Source organism: Vibrio sp. 2132-1 (assembly GCF_033344315.1).
Map to the genome: position 1 here is coordinate 1 of NZ_JAWPON010000917.1, position 502 is coordinate 502.

Sequence of the window (502 nt, forward strand, 5' to 3'; positions counted from 1 at the left end):
TGGATGTGTGGCGAGACGATTTTGCCAAAGCGGGGATCTCTGTGGAGTTAGAGGATGAGAACAAGTCTAGCCGTATTGCTCTAGAGAGTTTTAATCTGGACGTTATCTTCAACAGTATCTTTGCCAACATCATCAAGCGCTCTTTCCGAGGTCAAGCCGTTAAAGTGATGCTAGAAGAGGGACGGGACATTGTCTCACTCAGCTTTTTGGATTACGGAACGCAATTGCCAAATAAACTTTCTCTAAGTCGTCCTGCGAATAACAATGTGGACTTGAGTATCGACAATCTTTCGCAACTGGTTACGGTGAGTGGAGGGCACTTAGCGGTGTTCACTTCTGATGCGCAGAATAAAATTGAGATTACTTGGCCGATGGCAAAAGAGTTGAGCCATGTTGAGGAAGTTTTACCAGAATTTGTGCCAGAAAACATCGCCGAAGAAAAAGCCAGTCCAGAAAATGGGTGGCTACAAAAAGTCTATGAGCTAGTGGCTGAGCATTACCA

The 502-nt window shown here is 45.0% G+C and carries 1 pseudogene; it reads left to right on the forward strand.

The features are described 5' to 3' along the window. Positions 1–502 (forward strand): annotated as a pseudogene (locus R8N47_RS28720) (AraC family transcriptional regulator); the annotation flags it as partial.